Below are 22,094 nucleotides of genomic sequence, written 5' to 3'. Positions count from 1 at the left end.
ATGAGCATCAATTGCGAAATCCTCGACCTCCGCGCTTTTCTTCTCGTTGCTGAAACGCGCAGCTTCCACCGGGCCGCTGAAAGCCTGCATGTCTCCCAGCCCGCCCTCAGCCGCCGCATCCAGAAGCTGGAACAGGCCGTCGGCTCACCCCTGCTGGAACGCACCACGCGCAGCGTCAGTACCACCGCCGTCGGCGAAAACCTGCTGCCACTGGTGCGGCGCATGCTGGAAGAATTCGACGGTTCGCTGTTCTCGCTGCGCGGCCGCGAAGACACCCGTGGCGCCACCGTCACCATCGCCTGCCTGCCCACCGCCGCGTTCTACTTCCTGCCCAGCGTCATGGCGCGCTTCCACGAAGCGCATCCCAACGTGCGTTTCCGCATCCTCGATATTCCGGCCACCGAAGGCCTGCAGGCGGTGGAACGCGGTGAGGTGGAATTCGGCATCAACTTCATGGGCGCCAACGACCCCAATCTGGATTTCGACGTCCTGGCTGAAGACCCGTTCGTGCTTGCGTGCCGCCGCGACCACCCGCTGGCCCGCAAGCGCAAGGTGGAATGGGCCGACCTGGCCCAGCACCAGCTGATCACTGTGCACCGCACCAGCGGCAACCGCACCCTGCTCGACGGCGCCCTGGCGCGCGAGAACCTCAAGCTCAGCTGGCATTACGAGGTGACCCACCTGTCCACCTCGCTGGGCATGGTCGAAGCCGGCATCGGTGTGTCGGTGCTGCCGAAAATGGCCACCCCTGATGGCGACCACCCCATCCTGGTCACCCGGCCGATCGGCAACCCGGTGGTGTCGCGCACCATCGGCATCGTGCGCCGCCGGGGCGCCCTGCTCTCACCCACCGCTGAACGTTTCCTGCAGATGCTGATGAGCCAGTGGCGCGGCAAACCGTGACATCGGCACTACATACAGCCATGTAACCTTGCGTCCTGCGCCAAGGGCGTTCCAGGCCCTCCCTGCTCGGCCATACTGGCAGGGATCCGGCGGCCGGAACGCCACCGGCATACGCAAGCAGGTCCGTCGTAGCGGGCCAGTGCAAGCCATCCGCAAGAGGAGTCATCCCGCATGAGCGATTCGTTCTCCACCCGCAGCCAGTTGGACGTCGGCGGCAAGACCTACGACTACTTCAGCCTTCCCACGCTGGGCCAGCGCTTCGACATCTCCCACCTGCCCTACTCGATGAAGATCCTGCTGGAGAACCTGCTCCGGCACGAGGACGGCGGCGCGACCGTCGGCCCCGACCACATCGAAGCGGTGGCACGCTGGCAGCCCAGCGCCGAGCCGGATACCGAAATCGCCTTCATGCCTGCACGCGTGGTCCTGCAGGACTTCACCGGCGTGCCCTGCGTGGTCGACCTGGCCGCCATGCGCGACGCCGTGGTCAAGCTGGGCGGCAAGCCCGAGCAGATCAATCCGCAGATCCCTTCCGAACTGGTCATCGACCACTCGGTGCAGGTCGATGTCTTCGGCAAGCCCGATGCACTGGATCTCAACGGCAAGATCGAATTCCAGCGCAACCAGGAACGCTACGGCTTCCTGCGCTGGGGCCAGAAGGCCTTCGACAACTTCAAGGTGGTGCCGCCCAACACCGGCATCGTCCACCAGGTGAACCTGGAAAACCTCGCCCGCGTGGTGATGACGGCGGACAAGGACGGCAAGGCGGTGGCCTACCCCGATACCGTGTTCGGTACCGACAGCCACACCACAATGATCAACGGCATCGGCGTGCTCGGCTGGGGCGTGGGCGGCATCGAAGCCGAAGCGGCGATGCTCGGCCAGCCGTCCTCGATGCTGATCCCGCAGGTGGTCGGCTTCAAGCTGACCGGCAAGCTGCCCGAAGGCGCAACCGCCACCGACCTGGTGCTGACCGTCACCCAGATGCTGCGCAAGCTCGGCGTGGTCGGCAAGTTCGTCGAGTTCTACGGCGATGGCCTGCAGCACCTGCCCTTGGCCGACCGCGCCACCATCGGCAACATGGCCCCCGAATACGGCGCCACCTGCGGCATTTTCCCGATCGATCACGAATCACTGAACTACCTGCGCCTGTCCGGCCGCAGCGACGAACAGATCAACCTGGTCGAGGCCTACGCGAAAGCGCAGGGCCTGTGGCACGAACCGGGCAGCGCCCCCGCCCAGTACAGCAGCACGCTGGAACTGGACATGGGCACGGTCAAGCCTTCCCTGGCCGGCCCCAAGCGCCCGCAGGACCGTGTGCTGCTGGAAGACGTGCAGAAGAACTACCGCGAATCGCTGGTCGGCCTCACCGCCAACCGTGACAAGCGCAGCGCCGATGTCTCCACCTTCGTCAGCGAAGGCGGCGGCGCAGCCGTCGGCAACGAGCAGCTGGCCAAGGGCTATGCGGACATCGAGACCGAAGGCCGCAAGGTCCGCCTGAAGGACGGCGCGGTGGTCATCGCCGCCATTACGTCCTGCACCAACACCTCCAACCCGGCGGTGATGATCGGCGCCGGCCTGCTGGCCCGCAACGCCGCCGCCAAGGGCCTCAACCGCCAGCCGTGGGTGAAGACCTCGCTCGGCCCAGGCTCGCGCGTGGTCACCGATTACCTGGAAAAGGCCGGCGTGCTGAAGGAGCTGGAGAAGATCGGCTTCTACGTGGTCGGCTACGGCTGCACCACCTGCATCGGCAACTCCGGCCCGCTGCCGACCGAAGTCAGCGCCGGCATCGCCACCGGCGATCTGGTGGTGACCTCGGTGCTGTCGGGCAACCGCAACTTCGAGGGCCGCGTGCACCCCGAAGTTAAGATGAACTACCTGGCCAGCCCGCCGCTGGTGGTGGCCTACGCCATCGCCGGCACCACCGACATCGACCTGACCACCCAGCCGCTGGGCACCGGCAGCGATGGCCAGCCGGTGTTCCTGCGCGACATCTGGCCCAGCAACAAGGAAATCGGCGACGTCATTGCCGCCACCATCGGCCCGGAGATGTTCAAGCAGAACTATGCCGACGTCTTCAAGGGTGACAGCCGCTGGAACACCATCGCCTCGCCGGACGGCAATCTGTATGAGTGGAGCGATGCCTCCACCTACATCAAGAATCCGCCGTACTTCGATGGCATGACCATGCAGACCGGCAGCATCGACGACGTGCACGGTGCACGCGTGATGGGCCTGTTCGGCGATTCGATCACCACCGACCACATCTCCCCGGCCGGCAACATCAAGAAGGATTCGCCGGCAGGCCGCTTCCTGCAGGAACGCGGCGTGCAGCCGGCCGACTTCAACAGCTACGGCAGCCGCCGCGGCAACGATGACGTCATGGTCCGCGGCACCTTCGCCAACATCCGCATCAAGAACCTGATGTTCGGTGGCGAGGAAGGCGGCAACACCTTGTACTACCCGGCCAGTGGCGGCCAGCCGGAGAAGCTGGCGATCTACGACGCGGCCATGAAGTACAAGGCCGACAACGTGCCGCTGGTGGTGCTGGCCGGCAAGGAATACGGCACCGGCTCGTCGCGTGACTGGGCGGCCAAGGGCACCCTGCTGCTGGGGGTGAAGGCCGTGGTAGCCGAAAGCTTCGAGCGCATCCACCGTTCCAACCTGGTGGGCATGGGCGTGCTGCCGCTGCAGTTCCGCAACGGCGACAACGCACAGTCGCTGGGCCTGGATGGTTCGGAGACGATCGATATCACCGGCCTGGACGATGGCGCCAGCAAGCGCGCCACGGTCACGGCGACCAAGGCCGACGGCACGAAGAAGACCTTCGAGGTCTCGGTGATGCTGCTGACCCCGAAGGAAGTCGAGTACTTCCGCCACGGCGGCCTGCTGCAGTACGTGCTGCGCCAGCTGGCAGGTCGCTGAACCGTCACGTGGCATCAATCGGGCGGAAGCCCGGCCCCCGCGCCAGCGCGGGGGCGCTGCGGGGCGTGCGAACCGGTGGTTCGCAGGCACGCCTCCTCGCCCACCACGGCGGCCTGCTGCAGTACGTGCTGCGCCCGCTGGCAGGTCGCTGAACCGTCACGTGGCATCAATCGGGCGGAAGCCCGGCCCCCGCGCCAGCGCGGGGGCGCTGCGGGGCGTGCTGCGCCAGCTCGCGGGCCGGTAGAGTCGAGCTTGCTCGACTGATGTACCAGGAGCGGCCGGATCCGCCACGATCCGGCCTTTTTCTTCATTTCGCACAATATTCATATTTTTCCCGATTCATGCAATTCGCATGAAACAGGCGTAAGGTGGGCCCATACCCCCGCTGGAGCTCCGCCATGCTTCATCTCCCCGTCCGCTTTGACCCGATCAACGAGCTGACCCACACCACCGCCTCGTCGGTGAAGGAGCACTGGCGCAAGGTCATGCAGGAGGTCCGCGACCAGCGCATGGTGGTGGTCACCAACCACAACGAGCCGCAGGCGGTCATCGTCTCCATCGAGCAGTACCGCGCCCTGCAGGCCCGCGTGGAAGCGCTGGAATCCTCGCTGGAAGAACTGCGCGGGCAGGCCCCGGGCCTGGCCGAGCTGCGCGCAGGCTTCGACCAGCGCCTGGCCGTGCTGCAGCAGGCCCAGGCCGGCGATGCCGCGCGCGCCCTGCTGCGCCGCCCGGCCCGCCTGAAGGGGCAGGTCAAGGCTGGCACGGGGCACTGATGGCGCGACCGTTCCTGTATGTCCTTGCCGGCGTCAACGGCGCCGGCAAGAGCTCGGTGGGCGGCCACGTGCTGCGCGAAGCCGGGCTTGACTGGTTCAACCCGGATACCTTCGCGCGGGGATTGCGCGAACTGTCGGGCCTGTCGCAGGGCGAGGCGAACGCCCAGGCCTGGCAGGAAGGGGTCAACCGCATCCGTGATGCGCTGGACCAGCGCCGCAACCACGCCTTCGAGACCACGCTGGGCGGCAACTCCATCGCCGCGCTGCTGCATGAAGCCAGCCACAGCCACGACGTGCTGATGTGGTTCTGCGGCCTGTCCAGCCCGGAGCAGCACATCGCCCGGGTCCAGGCCCGGGTCCGCAGCGGCGGCCATCCCATCAACGAGGCCGACATCCGCCGCCGCTGGCCGCTGGCCCAGCAGAACCTGGTACGGCTGATGCCGGTCCTGGCCCAGCTGCAGGTCTATGACAACAGCGCCGACGCCGCCCCCGGCGAAGCCGTGCCCGACCCGCAGCTGCTGCTGCAGATGGAGGGCGGCGAGGTGCTGTACCCAGACGCGGACGACCTTGCCCAACTGGCGTCGACACCCGCCTGGGCCGCCCCCTTGCTGGAAGCCGCCCTGCGCCTGTGAGCCGGGGTCGGATCCCCACCGCCCGCACCCGCAGTCGAGCAAGCCGGCGTCGGATCCCTCTCCGCAGGAGAGGGCTCTGACCCCACCGCCCACACCCCGTAGTCGAGCAAGCTCGACGCTACGAAGCCCACACCCTCTTCACTTTTTATTGATTGAACGTTCAATCAACAAACGCGATACTGTCCACCTCGGGCCCCGGCCCATGCCCCAGGTGAGACCGTGCCGAAGAAAGGCATCGAACCGATCCGCCGCGAGCAGTTGATCCAAGCCACCTTCCAGGTGATCCACGATATCGGCCTAGCCGACGCCACCGTGGCCACCATCGCCCGCCAGGCCGGCCTGTCCACCGGCATCGTCGCCCACTACTTCGGCGACAAGGCCGGCCTGCTCAACGCTGCGATGCGGCAGATCCTCAGCGCGCTCAAGGACGCGTTCGCCAATTGCCGGGCAAACGCCGCCCCGGACCCACGGTCGCAGCTGCGCGCGCTGGTCGATGGCAACTTCGACCCCACCCAGACCAGTGGCCCGGCAATGCGGGTATGGCTGACCTTCTGGGCTGCGAGCATGCATCAGCCGGAACTGGCCCGCCTGCAGCGCATCAACGACCAGCGGCTGTACTCCAACCTGGCCCACCAGTTCCATCGCGGCCTGCCCGCGCAACGCGCCCGCGATGCTGCCCGTGGCCTGGCCGCGATGATCGACGGCCTCTGGCTGCGCGGCAGCCTCGCCGGCGGCCCGTTCGATACCGCCGCCGCACGCGCGCTGGCCTACGCCTACATCGACTTCCAGCTGCCGCCCGAGGGCGTATAAGCAGCTTCGAGCCCTTCCCCCTTTGTTTCCAGGAGTGCCCCCCATGACCCACCTGCCCGTCCAGCCGCTGTACATCCACGGCCAGCGCGTCGACGCCACCAGCGGCAAGACCTTCCAGACCATCAACCCGGCCAACGGCCAGGTGCTGGCCGAGGTGCAGATCGCCAGCCAGGCCGACGTGGATCGCGCGGTGCAGAGTGCGGCCGAAGGACAGAAGGTGTGGGCCGCAATGACTGCGATGGAGCGCTCGCGCATCCTGCGCCGCGCAGTGGACATCCTGCGCGCGCGCAATGATGAACTGGCCCACCTGGAAACTCTGGACACCGGCAAGGCTCTGTCCGAAACCACCACGGTGGACATCGTCACCGGCGCCGATGTGCTGGAGTACTACGCAGGCCTCGCCACCGCCATCGAAGGCATCCAGCTGCCGCTGCGCGAATCGAGCTTCTTCTACACCCGCCGCGAACCGCTGGGTGTGGTTGCCGGCATTGGCGCCTGGAACTACCCCATCCAGATCGCCCTGTGGAAGTCGGCACCCGCGCTGGCCGCCGGCAATGCCATGGTGTTCAAGCCTTCCGAAGTGACCCCGCTGACCGCGCTGAAACTGGCGGAGATCTACAGCGAAGCCGGCGTGCCGGACGGCGTGTTCAACGTCGTGCAGGGCCCGGGCGGTGAGATTGGAAACTGGCTCACCGAACACCCGCTGATCGAAAAGATCTCCTTTACCGGCGGCGTGGCGACCGGCAAGAAAGTCATGGCAGCGGCGGCTTCTTCCTCACTGAAGGAAGTCACCATGGAGCTGGGTGGCAAGTCGCCGCTGATCATCTGCGATGACGCCGATCTTGACCGCGCCGCCGACATCGCGGTGATGGCCAACTTCTTCAGTTCCGGCCAGGTCTGCACCAACGGCACCCGCGTGTTCGTGCCGCGCGCACTGCTGGCCGCGTTCGAGGCTGCCGTGGTCGAGCGCGTGAAGCGCATCCGCATCGGCGACCCGCAGGCGGCCGACACCAATTTCGGCCCGATGGTCAGCTTCCCGCACATGCAGAACGTGCTGCGCTACATCGACAGCGGCAAGGCCGAAGGCGCGCGCCTGCTGGTCGGCGGTGGCCGCGCGGAGCACGGGGCACAGGCCGAGGGCGCCTATGTGCTGCCGACCGTGTTCTCCGATTGCCGTGATGACATGACCATCGTCCGCGAGGAGATTTTCGGACCCGTCATGAGCATCCTGGCCTACGACGACGAGGACGAAGCCGTGCGCCGCGCCAACGCGACGACCTTCGGGCTTGCAGCGGGCGTGGTCAGCCGTGACATCAGCCGCGCCCACCGCATCATCCACCGCCTCGAAGCCGGCATCTGCTGGATCAACACCTGGGGCGAATCGCCGGCCGAAATGCCGGTCGGTGGCTACAAGCAGTCCGGTGTCGGCCGCGAAAACGGCCTGTCGACGCTGGGGCACTACACCCGCATCAAGTCGGTGCAGGTCGAACTGGGCGACTACGCCAGCGTGTTCTGAGCCGCAGGGCCCCACCCGCCGCACCGCCCGGCCCGCGCGCCGGACCGATATCCCCGCCAGGACGACGCCTGTACCGCACGCGTCCCGGCCAGCAGGAGAACCCCATGAGCACCCATAACGAGTACGACTACATCATCATCGGCGCCGGCTCGGCCGGCAACGTGCTGGCCACCCGCCTCACCGAAGATACCGATGTCAGCGTGCTGCTGCTGGAAGCAGGTGGTCCGGACTACCGCCTCGACTTCCGCACGCAGATGCCGGCCGCGCTGGCCTACCCGCTGCAGGGCAAGCGCTACAACTGGGCGTACAAGACCGACCCGGAGCCCTTCATGAACAACCGTCGCATGGATTGCGGCCGCGGCAAGGGCCTGGGCGGTTCGTCGCTCATCAACGGCATGTGCTACATCCGTGGCAACGCCCTGGATTACGACCACTGGGCCAGCATGCCGGGCCTTGAAGACTGGACTTACCTGGACTGCCTGCCCTACTTCCGCAAGGCGGAGACACGCGACATCGGCGCCAATGACTACCACGGCGGCGACGGCCCGCTACGGGTCACCACGCCCAAGGCCGGCAACAACGAACTGTTCGCCGCCATGGTCGAAGCGGGCGTGCAGGCCGGCTACCCGCGCACCGACGACCTCAATGGCTACCAGCAGGAAGGCTTCGGCCCGATGGACCGCACGGTCACCCCGCAGGGGCGACGCTCCAGCACCGCCCGGGGCTATCTGGACCTGGCAAAACCGCGCCCGAACCTGACCATCGTCACCCACGCGCTCACGGACCGCATCCTGTTCTCCAGCAAGCGCGCGGTGGGCGTGCAGTGGCTGCACAACGACCAGCCGCAGCGCGCCAGCGCCCGCCGCGAAGTACTGCTGTGCGGCGGCGCCATCGCCTCGCCGCAGATCCTGCAGCGCTCCGGCGTCGGCCCGGCCGAGCTGCTGCGCAGCCTGGACATCGAGCTGGTGCATCACCTGCCCGGCGTCGGCGCCAATCTGCAGGATCACCTGGAAATGTACCTGCAGTACGAGTGCAAGAAACCGGTCTCGCTGGCGCCGGCCCTGAAGCTGTACAACCAGCCGGCCATCGGTGCCGAATGGCTGTTCCTCGGCACCGGCATCGGCGCCAGCAACCAGTTCGAGGCCGGTGGCTTCATCCGCAGCGACGCGTCCTTCGACTGGCCCAACCTGCAGTACCACTTCCTGCCGGTGGCCATCAATTACAACGGCTCCAACCCGATCAAGGCGCACAGCTTCCAGATGCACGTCGGCTCGATGCGCTCGCCCAGCCGCGGCCGCGTGCATGTGCGCTCCAAGGATCCGCGCGAGCACCCCAGCATCCTGTTCAACTACATGTCGCACGAGCAGGACTGGCGCGAGTTCCGCGCCGCCATCCGCATCACCCGCGAGATCTTCGCGCAGCCGGCGCTGGCGCCCTACAGCGGGCGCGAGATATCGCCCGGCCGCGAGCTGCAGACAGATGCGCAGATCGACGGTTTCGTCCGCGAACACGCCGAGACCGCTTACCACCCCTCGTGCACCAACAAAATGGGCCACGCCGATGACCCGATGGCGGTGGTCGACGGCCAGGGCCGCGTGCACGGACTGGAGGGCCTGCGCATTGTCGATGCCTCGATCATGCCGCAGGTGGTCACCGGCAACCTCAACGCACCCACGATCATGATGGCCGAGAAGCTGGCCGACGTGATCCGCGGCCGCACCCCGCTGCCACGCAGCACCGCCGCCTATTACCAGGCCAATGGTGCCCCGGCGCGCAGTCGCGGCTGACGCGAATCGCCCGCAAACGGCGGACACCGATTTCCGGTAGTGCCGGCCGCTGGCCGGCACCTCGATGTCCCCGGAGACGCGTTCTTCGCGCCCTCTTCGCGTTTTCCCTACGGAACGGTATGCTGCCCGCAGCGGTTTCGGCGGATACTGTCCGCGCCGCACCCATCAAAAACGATTCCTGGAGGGGGAATATGAGTCTGGATCGTCCCTGGCTGCAGAGCTATCCGAAAGGCGTTCCCGCCGAAATCGACATCAACGAGTTCCACTCGGTAGCCTCGGTCTTCGACGCTTCCGTCGCGAAATTCCGCGACCGTCCGGCCTACTCCAGTTTCGGCAAGGTCCTCACCTATGGTGAAACCGATGCCCTGGTCGAGCAGTTCGCCGCCTACCTGCTGGGTGAGCTGAAGCTCAAGAAGGGTGACCGCGTCGCCCTGATGATGCCCAACTGCCTGCAGTACCCGATCGCCACCTTCGGCGTGCTGCGCGCCGGCCTGACCGTGGTCAACGTCAACCCGCTGTACACCGCGCGCGAGCTGAAGCACCAGCTGGTCGACGCCGGCGTCAGCGCCCTGGTGGTGGTGGACAACTTCGGCGACACCGTCCAGCAGGTCATCGCCGACACGCCGGTCAAGCACGTCATCACCACGGGCCTGGGCGATCTGCTCGGCCTCAAGGGCACGATCGTCAATTTCGTGCTCAAGTACGTCAAGAAGATGGTGCCCAACTACCATCTCAAGGGCGCGGTCCGCTTCCGCCAGGCGCTCGCGCTCGGCAGCCGCCACACCCTGCCCAAGGTCGAGATCGACCATGACGACGTCGCCTTCCTGCAGTACACCGGCGGCACCACGGGCGTGGCCAAGGGTGCCATGCTGACCAACCGCAACCTGATCGCCAACATGCAGCAGGCCTCGGCCTGGATCGGCGCCTCGGGCATCGAGCCGGGCAAGGAGTGGATCATCACCGCCCTGCCGCTGTACCACATCTTCGCGCTGACCGCGAACGGCCTGGTCTTCATGAAGTTCGGTGGCTGCAACCACCTCATCACCAATCCGCGCGACATGAAGGGCTTCGTCAAGGAGCTCAAGTCGGTGCGCTTCACCGCCATCACCGGCGTCAACACGCTGTTCAACGGCCTGCTCAACACGCCCGGCTTCGATACCGTCGATTTCTCCTCGCTGAAGGTCACCCTGGGCGGCGGCATGGCCGTGCAGCGTGCGGTGGCCGAGCGCTGGAAGAAGGTGACCGGGGTGACCCTGGTGGAAGCCTACGGCCTCACCGAGACCTCTCCGGCAGCCTGCATCAACCCGCTGGACCTGAAGGAATACAACGGCGCCATCGGCCTGCCGATCCCGTCCACCGATGCCTGCATCAAGGACGACAACGGCAACACCCTGGCCATGGGTGAGGTGGGTGAACTGTGCATCCGCGGCCCGCAGGTGATGAAGGGCTACTGGCAGCGCCCCGACGAAACCTCCAGTGCCATCGACGCCGACCAGTGGCTGCACACCGGCGACATGGCGAAGATGGACGAACACGGCTTCTTCTACATCGTCGACCGCAAGAAGGACATGATCCTGGTGTCCGGCTTCAACGTGTACCCGAACGAAGTCGAGGACGTCATCGCGATGATGCCGGGCGTGCTGGAAGTGGCTGCCGTCGGCGTGCCGGACGAGAAGTCCGGTGAAGTGGTGAAGGTGGTCATCGTCAAGAAGGACCCGAACCTGACCGCCGAAATGGTCAAGGAACATGCGCGGGCCAACCTGACCGGCTACAAGCACCCCAGAATCGTAGAATTCCGAAAAGAACTGCCGAAGACCAACGTGGGCAAGATTCTGCGTCGCGAACTGCGCGATACGCCCGCCCCGTAAGGCTCTGCTCCAGATTGAAGGCTCCCGGGCCCGGGTCGGCAACGACCCGGGCCTTTTCGCATGCGCGGCCCCGTGCCCGGTGTAGCATCGCCGCGTGTGTGGACCGTTCGGCCCGCCGGCCACCACTTCTCTTTATGGGCCGCATGCCGAGGACACTTCAATGAGCACCATCGAAAAGCTGCCGACCAGTGGTTCGCCCTACTCCACCATCCGTACCGACGACCGCAATGACGACACGGCCCACTGGCTGTTCATGCATGCCGACGCAGCCACCGGCATCCGCCCGTGCTGCCGCAAGGACATGCTGGATGAAATGTGGAGCTACATGAGCGCCATCACCCGCGGCCCGGCGCAGCGCCACAGCGGGCAGCTGCGCCACTTCGTGCTGGCTTCCGATGCCGCGGCGTACAACCTGGGCGGTGACCTGGACCTGTTTACCCGCCTCATCCGCGAGGGCAACCGGGATCTGCTGCTGACCTACGCCCAGCGCTGCGTTGAAGGCGTGCACCACCTGCACACCGGCTTCGGCGGCGACGTGCGCTCCATTGCCCTCATCCAGGGCGATGCCCTGGGCGGCGGCCTGGAAATGGCCCTGGCCTGCCACACCATCGTGGCCGAGGAAGGCTGCGGCATGGGCCTGCCGGAAGTGCTGTTCGGCCTGTTCCCGGGCATGGGTGCGTACTCGTTCCTGTGCCGCCGGGTGTCGCCGCAGCTGGCCGAGAAGATCATCCTCGACGGCCGCATCTACTCGGCCGAGGAAATGCACGCCATGGGCGTGGTCGATGTGCTGGTGAAGAAGGGCGAAGGCCGTGCCGCCGTGGAAGACATGATCCGCCACCAGCAGCGCCTGCCGCAGTCGTACCTGGCGATGAACGCGGCACGCAACCTGGCGCAGGCGGTCAGCTACGACGAGCTGCTGGAAATCACCAAGGTGTGGGTCGATTCCGCGCTTGCGCTGGGTGACCGCTCGCTGCGCACGATGGACCGCCTGATCAAGGCGCAGACCCGCCGCGCCGGCCTCGACGCGGCCTGATTGTTCCTCTCCCCCTCTGGGTTCAAGCCCGGCTGGTCACCGGGCTTTTTTTCGCAAAAGGTGGATTCACGCCATGCGTGGATGCGTTCCCTCGCGCACCGCCACGCTCGACGCTACCGCTCCATGTCGTCGGCGGCGCCGCGTGCCTTGCGCTCGGCGCGGGCGTCCAGGGCCTGGCGCCCTTCCTTGATCGCGCCCTGCAGCACGGCCAGGCGTGCACGCCACTCTGCCTTGAGCTGCCAGTCGGCCATCCGCATCAGTTCACCGGCGCGGTTCGCGGCCCGCACCAGGCCCAGGTTGCCGGCCACGCCCTTGATCGCATGCGACTGTTCACGGAAAGCGCCCCAGCGCCCCGCCTCGCCATCGCCTTCCGCCTTGCGCAGGCAGCTCTCGGCGTCTTCCAGGCACTGGCGGATGAACTCGCGCTCGAAGCCATCGCCCATGCCCAACGACGCCAGCTCATCCAGCACGCCGGTATCCAGCACGCCATCAAGGCTGGTGGCGGTGCGCACGATCGGCGGCGCCGAGGCCTTCAACTGGGCGTTGTTGGCAATCTCGGCCAGGGTATCCAGCAGGCGCACGGCCACGACGGGCTTGGCCAGGAACGCGTGCGCACCGGCCTGGGTGCAGCGCTGGATCGCCTCGGGGGTGACATCCGCACTGAGCACCAGCACCGGCGTGCGCGGGCCACCACCGGACTGCATCACGCGCAGTTCCTTCAGCATGTCCAGCCCGCTCATGCCCGGCATGTGCAGATCGACGATCGCCGCGTCGTACTCACTCTCGGCCAGCGCATCCAGCACCGCCTCGCCGCCGTCGACGCACATCACCTTGTGCCCGGCCTTCTGCAGCAGCCGCTGCAGCACCATGCGGTTCGCTTCGTGATCGTCGGCCACCAGGATCTGCATGCTGCGCACGCGGGCGCGGTGGCGCAGGAACGGGTCGGCGAACGCAATCACATTGCCGCCCGTACCCACCTCGTCGTTGACGGCCACGCTCGGCACCGCACCCGGCACCACCGGCTGCGGCGGCGCGAACGGCAGCTCCACCCAGAAGTGGCTGCCCTGTGGCGGGTTGTCCAGATAGCCGATCTCACCGCCCATCGCTTCCACCAGGCCCTTGGCGATGGTCGTGCCCAGGCCGGTGCCCTCGTGGCGACGGGCCATGCTGACGTCGGCCTGCTCGAAGGCCTCGAACAGCCGTGGACGCATGGCCACCGGCACCCCGATGCCGGTATCGATGATGTCAAAGCGCAGGCGCACCGTGCCGTGGGTGTCGGCATGGACCAGACCCACCCGCACTTCCACCTTGCCGTGGTCGGTGAACTTGACCGCGTTGCCCGCCAGGTTCAGCAGGATCTGCCGCAGATGGCCGACATCGCCCCGCAGCGTGGCGGGCACGTTCGCAGCCACCTTGACCCGGTACTCGAGATGCTTGGCCTTGGCCTGCGGCAGCAGGATCAGGCCGATGGCCTGGACCACGTCGGCCAGGACGAAATCCTCTGCGACCACCCGCAGCTTGCCGGCCTCGATGGCGGAGATGTCCAGCACCTCCTCGACCAGCGCCAGCAGGCTGCGCGACGAGGCCTGGATGGTGTTCAGGCACTCGCGCTGCTCATCGTCCAGGCGCGTGGTGGCGAGCACTTCGGTCATGCCGCTCAGACCGTTGAGCGGGGTCCGGAACTCGTGGCTCATGTTGGCCAGGAACCGGCTCTTGGCCTCGCTGGCACGCCGTGCCTCGGCCATGGCCTTGGTCAACTGCTTCAGCAGCGTCGAGAAGTACAACGGTACGGCGGCCAGGCCCAGCCACAGGCCGATCGCAAGACGGAGGTTGCGCTCCCAGTACGGCGTCAGCGCCACGGTACTGCCAAAGCTGACCATCGCCATCGCCACGGCGACGTAGAGGTAGTTGTTGCCATAGCGCATGCCGTTGCCGACGGTCACCCACATCACCACGATGTAGACCCACGACAGCGGCTCGCCCATCTGCACCATGCCCGCGGCAATCAGCCCATAGTCGGCCAGCATGCCCAGCACGCGGCGCGGGTCCGAGCGCCCCGGCTTCCACAGCAGCCAGCCGAACAGCAGCAGCGACAACGACAGGCCGGTGAGGACGATGGCCAGCACGCCCACATACTGGTCGTGCGGCAGATCGTGGCGCGGCGCCGGCAGCAGCACATAGGCCAGGATCAGGCTGATCAGGACGATGCGGACGATCTGCTGTCCGTGCTCGCTGTCGTGGCGCTGGGACAGCCGCAGGCGGATCCGCGACAGCAGCGATGTCACGCGCCCATCCCCGGCCGCGCCGACGCGGTGGAATGCTCGGCGCAGATCTGCTCCAGCGGCTCGCGGCCGCGCAGCAGCGCGTCCACGCAGCGTGGGTCGAACAGGCGGCCACGCTGGGCGTACAGGTACGCCAGGGTCGCCTCCATCGTCCACGCCTCTTTGTAGGGGCGCGGCGAAATCAGGGCATCGAACACATCGGCCACCGCCACGATGCGCGCTTCCAGCGGAATCGCGTCGCCGACCAGGCCATCCGGGTAACCACTGCCGTCGTAGCGCTCGTGGTGGCGCAGCGCGATCAACGCGCCGACCTGGATGAAGCGGTTCTGGCTGCCGCTGAGCAGCTCGTGGCCGATGCGCGGATGCCGGCGCATGATCGCCAGTTCCTCGTCGTTGAGCTTGCCCTGCTTCAGCAGCACCGCATCGGGAATGGCGATCTTGCCCATGTCATGCAGCGGCGCCGCCATCTCGATCAGCTTGACCTCTTCCTCGGGCAGTCCCAGCTGTTCGGCGATCAGCCCGGCCACGCGCGCCATGCGCTCGAGATAGGCGCTGGTGCCGGCATCACGGAACTCGATGGCGCGCGCCAGCCGTGAGAGGGTCTCGCGTTCGCGCTCTTCCACCTCGTGCATGCTGGCCAGCAGCCGCTGCTCCAGCGACAGCGCGCGTTGCTTCACATTCTCGGCCTGCTGACGCAGCTGCAGCAGGTTGTAGCAGCGCGCGCGCAGCTCGCGCGGCCGGATCGGCTTGACCAGGAAATCGATGACGCCCGCTTCCAGTGCCGCCTGGCGGATCGGCTCGTCGCCGACCACGGTGATCAGGATGACCGGGATGTCGCGGTGCTTGGGCAGGCGACGGAAACGGCGGGCAAATTCCAGCCCGTCCATTTCCGGCATGCGGTAGTCCAGCAGCAGCAGATCGACCGCGTTGGATTCGCACCAGGCAAGCGCGGTGAGCGGATCACCGAAATCATGCACGCTCAATTCGGGCGCGATGTCCTCAATGACATGGCGCAGCATCGTCCTTGCGGACGTCTGGTCATCAACGATGACGATGTTCAAGGCGTTCTCTGCCTGCCTTCTCGACCACACTGGAAGATCAGCCTGCGAGGATACCCCGCCGCTGTGCACACTGGCCCCTTGCATCGGCACGACTCCCGTCACGAGCTCCCCGGTTCATGATCGTCGTCACAATGTGAAGCGGGTTCTCCACATCGACCCTCCCCGACTCCATCAAGCCATAGCAGGTGTCAAGGCCGTGCAACCACCATACGCCGAGTGCGGGAGGCGTCAATCGCGCCGGCCCGATACGGGGACGGCGCGCACAATCATGGGCCGGACCGGGCCTTACTGCTCGGGGCGCATGTAGGGGAACAGCAGCACGTCGCGGATCGAGCTGCTGCCGGTCAGCAGCATCACCAGGCGGTCCACGCCGATGCCCAGGCCACCGGTCGGCGCCATGCCGTACTCCAGCGCACGGATGTAGTCGGCGTCGTAGTGCATGGCCTCGTCGTCGCCGCCTTCCTTCGCCGCCACCTGGGCCTGGAAGCGCTGCGCCTGGTCTTCCGGATCGTTCAGCTCCGAGAAGCCGTTGGCCAGCTCCTTGCCGTTGACGAACAGCTCGAAGCGGTCGGTGTAGCCCGGATCGTTGTCGTTGGCACGGGCCAGCGGCGAAACCTCCACCGGGTGATCGGTGATGAAGGTCGGCTGGATGAGGGTGTGCTCGACGGTGGCCTCGAAGATCTCCAGCAGCAGCTTGCCCCAGCCGTAAGACGGCTTGACGCGGATCTTCAGGCGCTCGCAATGGCGCAGCAGCGCCTCGCGGTCGGTGCAGTCGGCCGCGGAGATTTCCGGGTTGTGGTGGCGCACCGCCTCGTCCATGCGCCAGCGGCGGAACGCCGGGCCCAGGTCGATCTTCGCGCCGTCCCATTCCACCTCGGTGCCGCCGTTGACGGTGGTGGCCACGTCACGGATCACGCCCTCGGTCAGGTCCATGATCTCGTTGTACGTGGCATAGGCCTCGTACAGCTCCATCATGGTGAATTCCGGGTTGTGGCGGGTGCTGACGCCTTCGTTGCGGAAGTTGCGGTTGATTTCGTACACCCGCTCCAGGCCGCCCACGGTCAGGCGCTTGAGGTACAGCTCCGGCGCCACGCGCAGGTACAGGTCCAGGTCCAGCGCGTTGTGGTGGGTGGTGAACGGCTTGGCCGCCGCGCCGCCGGGGATGTAATGCATCATCGGCGTCTCGACTTCCAGGAAGTCGCGGTTGTCCAGCCACGCGCGCATGGCGCGGATGATCTTGGAGCGCTTGATGAAGACCGCGCGCGACTCCGGGGTCACGATCAGGTCGACGTAGCGCTGGCGGTAGCGCTGCTCCACGTCGGCCAGGCCATGCCACTTGTCCGGCAGCGGGCGCAGCGACTTGGTCAGCAGGCGGATAGACTCGGCCTTGACCGACAGTTCGCCGGTCTTGGTACGGGTCAACGCGCCTTCCACCGCGATGATGTCGCCCACATCCCAGCCCTTGAAGGCGGTGTAGGCATCACCCAGCGTGCCGCCCTGCAGGAACAGCTGGATGCGGCCGGACTCGTCCTGGATCTGCGCGAAACTGGCCTTGCCCATGATCCGCTTGGCCATCAGGCGACCGGCCATCTTCACCTGGCGGCCGTTGCCTTCCAGTGCCTCGGCGGTCCAGGTGTCGGCATCGGCGAATTCGGCCTGCAGCTGCCCGGCGAAGTCCTCGCGACGGAAGTCGTTGGGGTACGCGATGCCCTGCCCACGCAGCGCTTTGAGTTTCTCACGGCGCTCGGCGATCAACTTGTTTTCGTCGACGGGGGGGGTATCGGTAGCTTCGCTCATGGATCTGCGGGAATCGTGTAGTGAGGGGGGGATGCTGCGACCGGCACAGCCGGTTGCACAGCATACCAAAACCGCCCTGCCCCAACCCCGCCGGCCGCCCCTGCCCCGGTAGTCGCCAACCTTGGTTGGCGGTCGCTGTGTCGACCAAGGTCGACACCTACCAGAGCGGGAGGCTGGCCTCAGCCGCTCCCCGGGAAAGCCTGCCGCAGTTCATCCACCAGCACCCGCTGGTTCTCCGAATAATCCACCGGCACCGACACCAGGTGCACCCCGCCTTCCTGGAAGGCCGCTTCCAGGGCCGGAATGAACTGCTCGATGGCAGTCACTTCGTGCCCGCGGCAACCGTAGGCCTCGGCGTACTTCACGAAATCCGGGTTGCTGAAGGTCATGCCGTAATCGGTGAAGCCGTCCACGGCCTGCTTCCAGCGGATCATCCCGTACGCGCCGTCGTTGAGGATCAGCACCACCAGATTCAGGCCAAGCCGTCGCGCCGTCTCCAGCTCCTGGCTGTTCATCATGAAGCCGCCATCGCCACAGACCGCCAGCACCCGCCGTTGCGGATACAGGATCGCAGCCATGATGGCCGACGGCAGGCCCGCGCCCATGGTCGCCAGCGCATTGTCCAGCAGCAGCGTGTTGGCCACCTGGGTGCGGTAGTTCCGCGCGAACCAGATCTTGTACATGCCGTTGTCCAGCGCCACGATGCCGTCCGGCGGCATCACCTGGCGCACGTCATGGACCAGGCGCTGCGGGGTGAACCCGTCCTCCCCGGCACGATCAGCCAGGTGCTCCAGGATGGTCGCACGCAGGGGCAGCAGCGCATCGGCATGGGCCACCCCGCCTTCAATGCGGTCGGCCAGCTGGGTCAGCGAGCGGCCGATATCACCGATCACCTCCACCTGCGGGAAGTACACCTGCTCCACCGCCGCCTGCGAATAGCCGATATGGATGACCGTCGGGCCGCCCGGACGCATGACGAACGGCGGCTTTTCGGTCACTTCATGGCCGATGGTCACGATCACATCGGCCTGGTCGATGGCCATGTGCACGTAGTCGCGTTCGGTCAATGCGGCCGTGCCCATGTACAGGCCCGAGCCACCGGCCACTGCGCCCTTGCCCATCTGCGTGGTGAAGAACGGGATGCCCGCGCGCTGCACGAAGGCCGACAGCGCCTCGCTGGACTGCGGCCGCGACGCCGCCGAGGCGATCATCAACAGCGGCCGCTTCGCGCCGCGGATGATCTCGGCCGCACGGTCCAGCGCTTCCGGGCTGGCAATCGGCCGGTCCACCGCATGGGTGGGAATGAGGGAAACGCCTTCCACCTCGGTGGCCGCGATGTCCTCGGGCAGCTCCAGCAGCACCGGGCCGGGGCGCTCCTCTTGGGCCACGCGGAAGGCCTCGCGGACGATGGTGGGAATGGTGCGTGCCGAGACGATCTGCCGGGCCAGCTTGGTCAGCGGCTTCATCGTGCTGACGATGTCCACGATCTGGAAACGCGCCTGCTTGCTGGCGACGATGCCCTTCTGGCCGGTGATCATGATGACCGGCCACGCCCCCAGCAGCGCATACGCCGCGCCGGTGGTGAAGTTCAGCGCGCCCGGCCCGAGCGTGGCCAGGCAGACGCCCGGCTTGCCGGTGAGGCGCCCGTAGGTAGCGGCCATGAACACCGCCGCCTGCTCGTGGCGGGTGATGACCAGTTCGATGCTGGAATGGCGCAGCGACTCGACCACGTCGAGATTCTCTTCGCCGGGAATACCGAAAATGCGCTCGACGCCTTCGTTCTCAAGTGCGGCGACAAGCAGATCTGAACCCTTGGACATTGGAATGCCGTCCCTTTCGCTGGACTGATGGTGGATCGTTGCAGGAAGGATGGAAGCCGCGCGTCAACGCTTGTCGAACCAGACGGTCTGCGCGTTGACGAACTCACGGATGCCGAAATGCGAGAGCTCGCGGCCGAAACCGCTCTTCTTCACGCCACCGATCGGCACGCGCGGGTCGGAGGCGGAGAAACCGTTGACGAACACGCCACCGGTCTGCAGCCGCCGGGCCAGCTGCATGGCGCGTTCCCGGTTACCGGTCCACAGGTTGCCGCTGAGGCCGAACTCGCTCTGGTTGGCCAGTTCCACCGCATGGTAGGCGTCGCGTGCACGGGTGATCGAGGCGACCGGGCCGAAGGTTTCGGTATCGAAGGCCTGCATGCCCGGTTCCACCCCGGCCAGCACGGTGGGCGCGTAGAAACTGCCCGCGCGTTCCAGCTGATGACCGCCGACCAGCAGCTGCGCACCGGCATCGACTGTGGCCCGCACCTGCGCATCCAGCTGTTCCAGCAGGTCCTGCCGCGCCATCGGACCGATGCGGTTGCCGGCCTCGCGGCCATCACCGACGGTCAGCGCCTGTACCTTCTGGCAGAACTGCGCCACGAAACGCTCGTAGACCGCGTCTTCAACGATGATGCGCTTGCCGGCAATGCACACCTGCCCCGTGTTCTGGAAGCGCGAGGCCACGGCCGCATCCACGGCGGCATCGAGATCGGCATCGGCCAGCACGATGAACGGATCGGAGCCGCCCAGCTCCAGCACCACCTTCTTCAATGCCTGCCCGGCCTGGGCGGCGATGCTGCGGCCTGCGGCGACGCTGCCGGTGAGGGTGACGGCGGCGATGCGATCATCGGCGATGGCCGCACTGGTGCCCTCGCGGCTGATGTTGGCGGCGATGAAGGTGCCGTCCGGCAGCCCAGCCTCGCGCCAGGCCGCATCGAGCAGCTGCGCGGTGCCGACGATGTTCTCGGCCGGCTTCAGCAGGAAGCCATTGCCGCCCATCAGGATCGGCACGGCCGCGCGCATCACCTGCCAGTACGGGAAGTTCCACGGCATGATGCCCAGCACCACGCCCAGCGGCAGGTAGGACACGTAGGCCTTGTCATTGGCCACCTGGGTGGGTTCGTCGCGAAGGAAGGAGGCACCGTTTTCGGCATACCAGTCGCACAGCACGGCGCACTTCTCGATCTCGGCCAGCGCCTCGGCGTGCACCTTGCCCATTTCGGCGGTGGCCAGCGCGGCCAGCGGCTCGCGGTCACGCCGCAGCACGGCAGCCATGGCGCGCAGCACGCCAGCGCGCGCGTCCAGCGACTGGGCGCTCCAGGCGGCAAAGCCGGCCTGTCCGCGTTGCAGGATGGCTTCCAGTTCAGCGGGGGTGGCGAAGGAGTAGTTGGCGATGACCTGGCCGGTGGCCGGATCGCGGGAAATGGCGGTGGTGGGGGCAGCGGACATGCAGGTCTCCTGTTGTCTCGACAACGGGCAGGCCGCCCGTTTCCTGTACGGGAATGTGGACCTGATCGCGGGCAGCAACAAGGCGTCTGCTTATCCTGTGACCTGCACTTACCTGTATAGGGAGGGGGGTTATGGCAGGGCTGCGCCCTGCACCCGCTCAATGCAAGGTCAACGTCAACGTCAACGTCAACGTCAAGTGCGTGCATTCCGTAGGTTGGCGGGGCAGGTCCGGTTGAGGGGGACGGCGTGAATACGTCCATGTAGCCTCGGTCGCGCCATCCATGGCGCTCACGCCCCCTCAACCGGACCCACCCCGCCTTCGACAGATTTTCGCGATCTGTCGGAACGGCACGGGGTCGGATCCCGTTGCTGCGCAACGGGCTCTGACCCCATTTGAATACCGACATCTGAAAGATGTGCCGACCAACGGTCGGCACCTACCAACAGCCGCGTGAACCTGTCAGGGGCGGGGCGGTGTGGGCTTGCAGGACCGCAGGCGCCATGGATGGCGCCTACGAGCCCCCATGGATGGGTTTACGGCGTGTCCTGCAAGCCCACACCGCCCCGCCATCCCACGGAATGCCCTCTGTTGCTGTTGCTGTTGCTTTGAGCAGGCGCAGGTGCAGGGCTGCAAGCCCTGCCGAACAACCCCCTACTTCCGCGGCAGGTAGGTCACCAGCGAAAGATCGTGCCGGCTCTCCGGCACCAGGGCCACGTACTGCAGGTCCAGCAGACCGCGGGTGGGGTGCATCAGCTTCTTCGCCCCTTCGTCGAAACGACGGACGTCATGCTCCGGCCACCACCGCCGGAATTCCTCGCTGTGCGCCGAAATATCCTCGGCCAGCGCCAGGAAGGGCGTCTTGTCCGGCGCCTGCGCCATCGCCGCGCGGAACCCGGCCAGCAGCCCGCGGGTCATCTCCTCCCAGTTGAGGATGCGCTCGCGGTAAGGCGCGTACAGGAACATCAGCCACAGCGTATTGCGCTGGTTCGGCGGGAACTGGCTGTAATCCACGAACAGATCCGCAATCGCCGCGTTCCACGCCAGGATGTCAAAGCGCGTATTGCGCACGTAGGCCGGAATCGGCTGCATCGCCTCCACCAGCTGGCGCAGACCCTCGGTCACGCTCTCGTCCGGCGATTCCAGCGGCACGCCGTAACCGGACAGTGCAAAGGCATAGGCGCGCTCGTCATCGCTCAGGCGCAGCACCGTGGCCAGGCGCTCGAGCACTTCCGGTGAGGCGCGCACCTCGCGGCCCTGCTCGATCCAGGTGTACCAGCTGACGCTGACCCCGATGGCCAGCGCCACTTCCTCGCGCTTCAGCCCGGGGGTGCGCCGACGCCCGGCCGGCAGGCCGAGCGTGGCGGGATCGACACGGGCGCGGCAGGCTTTCAGGAAGCCGCCAAGTTCCTTCCGTTCGCTTTCGCTGCGCATCATCGC

The 22,094-nt window shown here is 66.7% G+C and carries 15 protein-coding genes; 9 read left to right on the top strand and 6 right to left on the bottom strand.

The window, feature by feature from the left end; all coding sequences use genetic code 11:
* From C1924_RS09455 to C1924_RS09415, 9 genes are all read left to right on the top strand, one after another.
* Positions 1 to 903, top strand: coding sequence for a LysR family transcriptional regulator (locus C1924_RS09455; protein WP_049455867.1), 903 nt, complete (start codon positions 1 to 3; stop codon positions 901 to 903).
* 171 nt (positions 904 to 1,074) lie between these two features.
* Entirely contained in the window at positions 1,075 to 3,828 is a 2,754-nt protein-coding gene (acnA, locus tag C1924_RS09450; RefSeq protein WP_108765060.1) for an aconitate hydratase AcnA, read from the top strand.
* Between the two features lie 398 nt (positions 3,829 to 4,226).
* Entirely contained in the window at positions 4,227 to 4,601 is a 375-nt protein-coding gene (locus C1924_RS09445) for a type II toxin-antitoxin system Phd/YefM family antitoxin (RefSeq protein WP_108765059.1), read from the top strand.
* Positions 4,601 to 5,233: a hypothetical protein gene (locus tag C1924_RS09440; protein ID WP_108765058.1), complete on the top strand. Its 633-nt coding sequence runs from the start codon at positions 4,601 to 4,603 to the stop codon at positions 5,231 to 5,233. The genes C1924_RS09445 and C1924_RS09440 overlap by 1 nt, the downstream gene beginning before the upstream one ends.
* 219 nt (positions 5,234 to 5,452) lie before the next feature.
* Positions 5,453 to 6,043 (top strand): transcriptional regulator BetI, encoded by a 591-nt coding sequence (gene betI, locus C1924_RS09435; protein WP_108765057.1) that lies wholly within the window; start codon positions 5,453 to 5,455, stop codon positions 6,041 to 6,043.
* 43 nt (positions 6,044 to 6,086) lie between these two features.
* The gene (gene betB / locus C1924_RS09430) at positions 6,087 to 7,559 is read left to right on the top strand and encodes a betaine-aldehyde dehydrogenase (protein WP_108765056.1); all 1,473 of its coding nucleotides are present in this window, start codon (positions 6,087 to 6,089) and stop codon (positions 7,557 to 7,559) included.
* Between the two features lie 104 nt (positions 7,560 to 7,663).
* Entirely contained in the window at positions 7,664 to 9,346 is a 1,683-nt protein-coding gene (betA, locus tag C1924_RS09425) for a choline dehydrogenase (protein ID WP_108765055.1), read from the top strand.
* 191 nt (positions 9,347 to 9,537) lie between these two features.
* Positions 9,538 to 11,214: a long-chain fatty acid--CoA ligase gene (locus tag C1924_RS09420; protein WP_108765054.1), complete on the top strand. Its 1,677-nt coding sequence runs from the start codon at positions 9,538 to 9,540 to the stop codon at positions 11,212 to 11,214.
* Positions 11,215 to 11,374: 160 nt separating this feature from the next.
* The gene (locus C1924_RS09415) at positions 11,375 to 12,247 is read left to right on the top strand and encodes a crotonase/enoyl-CoA hydratase family protein (protein WP_108765053.1); all 873 of its coding nucleotides are present in this window, start codon (positions 11,375 to 11,377) and stop codon (positions 12,245 to 12,247) included.
* A 113-nt stretch (positions 12,248 to 12,360) separates the two neighbouring features.
* Here the strand turns inward: C1924_RS09415 and C1924_RS09410 are convergent, their stop codons facing one another.
* The 6 genes from C1924_RS09410 to C1924_RS09385 form a co-directional block, all read right to left on the bottom strand.
* The gene (locus tag C1924_RS09410) at positions 12,361 to 14,532 is read right to left on the bottom strand and encodes a response regulator (RefSeq protein ID WP_108765052.1); all 2,172 of its coding nucleotides are present in this window, start codon (positions 14,530 to 14,532) and stop codon (positions 12,361 to 12,363) included.
* Complete coding sequence (locus tag C1924_RS09405; protein WP_108765051.1) at positions 14,529 to 15,674, bottom strand: two-component system response regulator; 1,146 nt, start codon at positions 15,672 to 15,674, stop codon at positions 14,529 to 14,531. The genes C1924_RS09410 and C1924_RS09405 overlap by 4 nt, the downstream gene beginning before the upstream one ends.
* Positions 15,675 to 15,875: 201 nt before the next feature.
* Positions 15,876 to 17,387 carry a lysine--tRNA ligase gene (gene lysS / locus C1924_RS09400; protein ID WP_108765050.1) on the bottom strand — a complete coding sequence of 504 codons (1,512 nt, stop codon included), beginning with the start codon at positions 17,385 to 17,387 and terminating at the stop codon, positions 15,876 to 15,878.
* 179 nt (positions 17,388 to 17,566) lie between these two features.
* Positions 17,567 to 19,207, bottom strand: coding sequence for an acetolactate synthase large subunit (locus C1924_RS09395; protein ID WP_108765049.1), 1,641 nt, complete (start codon positions 19,205 to 19,207; stop codon positions 17,567 to 17,569).
* Between the two features lie 63 nt (positions 19,208 to 19,270).
* Entirely contained in the window at positions 19,271 to 20,656 is a 1,386-nt protein-coding gene (locus C1924_RS09390; protein ID WP_108765048.1) for an NAD-dependent succinate-semialdehyde dehydrogenase, read from the bottom strand.
* 652 nt (positions 20,657 to 21,308) lie between these two features.
* On the bottom strand, positions 21,309 to 22,091 hold the full coding sequence (locus tag C1924_RS09385; protein WP_108765047.1) for a helix-turn-helix transcriptional regulator: 783 nt from the start codon (positions 22,089 to 22,091) through the stop codon (positions 21,309 to 21,311).
* Positions 22,092 to 22,094 lie beyond the last annotated feature (3 nt).

The sequence above is a fragment of the Stenotrophomonas sp. ESTM1D_MKCIP4_1 genome, from assembly GCF_003086895.1.
Classification (GTDB): Bacteria; Pseudomonadota; Gammaproteobacteria; order Xanthomonadales; family Xanthomonadaceae; genus Stenotrophomonas.
The sequence above is the reverse complement of the archived record's forward strand: the minus strand, read 5'-3'. Positions and strand labels throughout refer to the sequence as shown.

Bases quoted from the DNA above. Each gene is read 5' to 3' on its own strand.
- C1924_RS09390 (WP_108765048.1), bottom strand. From the start codon at position 20,656: ATGTCCGCTGCCCCCACCACCGCCATTTCCCGCGATCCGGCCACCGGC.
- betB (WP_108765056.1), top strand. From the start codon at position 6,087: ATGACCCACCTGCCCGTCCAGCCGCTGTACATCCACGGCCAGCGCGTC.
- C1924_RS09385 (WP_108765047.1), bottom strand. From the start codon at position 22,091: ATGATGCGCAGCGAAAGCGAACGGAAGGAACTTGGCGGCTTCCTGAAA.
- C1924_RS09455 (WP_049455867.1), top strand. From the start codon at position 1: ATGAGCATCAATTGCGAAATCCTCGACCTCCGCGCTTTTCTTCTCGTT.
- C1924_RS09415 (WP_108765053.1), top strand. From the start codon at position 11,375: ATGAGCACCATCGAAAAGCTGCCGACCAGTGGTTCGCCCTACTCCACC.
- C1924_RS09405 (WP_108765051.1), bottom strand. From the start codon at position 15,674: ATGCAAGGGGCCAGTGTGCACAGCGGCGGGGTATCCTCGCAGGCTGAT.
- C1924_RS09440 (WP_108765058.1), top strand. From the start codon at position 4,601: ATGGCGCGACCGTTCCTGTATGTCCTTGCCGGCGTCAACGGCGCCGGC.
- lysS (WP_108765050.1), bottom strand. From the start codon at position 17,387: ATGAGCGAAGCTACCGATACCCCCCCCGTCGACGAAAACAAGTTGATC.
- acnA (WP_108765060.1), top strand. From the start codon at position 1,075: ATGAGCGATTCGTTCTCCACCCGCAGCCAGTTGGACGTCGGCGGCAAG.
- C1924_RS09420 (WP_108765054.1), top strand. From the start codon at position 9,538: ATGAGTCTGGATCGTCCCTGGCTGCAGAGCTATCCGAAAGGCGTTCCC.
- C1924_RS09395 (WP_108765049.1), bottom strand. From the start codon at position 19,207: ATGTCCAAGGGTTCAGATCTGCTTGTCGCCGCACTTGAGAACGAAGGC.
- betA (WP_108765055.1), top strand. From the start codon at position 7,664: ATGAGCACCCATAACGAGTACGACTACATCATCATCGGCGCCGGCTCG.
- C1924_RS09445 (WP_108765059.1), top strand. From the start codon at position 4,227: ATGCTTCATCTCCCCGTCCGCTTTGACCCGATCAACGAGCTGACCCAC.